Source organism: Bathymodiolus azoricus thioautotrophic gill symbiont, from assembly GCF_001298715.1.
Classification (GTDB): Bacteria; Pseudomonadota; Gammaproteobacteria; order PS1; family Pseudothioglobaceae; genus Thiodubiliella.
Genome location: NZ_CDSC02000047.1, coordinates 1 through 836, shown reverse-complemented (window position 1 = coordinate 836; position 836 = coordinate 1). Strand labels below are relative to the sequence as shown.

The following is an 836-nucleotide window of genomic DNA, read 5'->3' as shown; positions in this document are numbered from 1 at the left end:
CAATGTTTTGGACGAAATTCAATCGAATAATTGATGGCATCGCCATCAATGGGACTGTAAATAATCACTTATGCTTTCTTGCCACAGGTACTTTAGCATACGGACCATCACTTTTTTTGTGTGAAAGAATACGACCCTTATCGCGATCAATTTTGACATAACGATTGGTGCGTGGATTTTTAACTTGAACAATATTTGCCATAATCCTTATCATAGATAATTTTACTTATAATTGCTTATCCCTAATCCAAAAATAGAAATCAAAAAAACACACAAACCCCAACTGGTATAATGATTTCAACCAAAAAACCGTTTCACCCATTGGGTGAAAACACAAAACACAACCACATCCCTTTTATACACAACCAAACCTTACTGCGTTTATGAACATTTTAAACTACAAACTGTCCTCTACCAACGAACTTTTAACCGCTCGCATTGGATTACTTGCTACTGCACATACCATCAACACATTGAGTTTGTCTAATACCATTGATCAACACTTCCCAGACCTTGGTAGCAATTGTGCACTCAAAGCCTCCACTTTTATCAATACCTTGATATTAAGCCAACATGAAGGTGGGCAGTGCTTAGATGATACTACCCACATTGCCAAAGACAAGGCGCTACGCTTAATCACCAATCAAAGCGTGCCAACCCCACAGGCTATTGGCATTTGGCTTCGGCGTTTAGGCAAAGACAACCAAGGAATCAAAGCCTTACAAAAGGTCAATAAAACTGTGCTTAAAGCCACGCTTAATCATTGCAAAAACATCACTCTTGATATTGATGCCAGTGAAGTCATTGACAACAAAGCGAATACTCAATGGACTTAT

The 836-nt window shown here is 38.4% G+C and carries 1 protein-coding gene and 1 pseudogene; one reads left to right on the top strand and one right to left on the bottom strand.

The features are described from left to right. Nucleotides 1-64: 64 nt before the first annotated feature. Entirely contained in the window at nucleotides 65-202 is a 138-nt protein-coding gene (locus BAZSYMA_RS09770) for a hypothetical protein (protein WP_195910033.1), read from the bottom strand. Between the two features lie 181 nt (nucleotides 203-383). On the opposite strand from BAZSYMA_RS09770, the pseudogene BAZSYMA_RS00880 reads away from it, so the two are divergent. After that, a pseudogene (locus BAZSYMA_RS00880) lies at nucleotides 384-836 on the top strand (hypothetical protein); the annotation flags it as partial.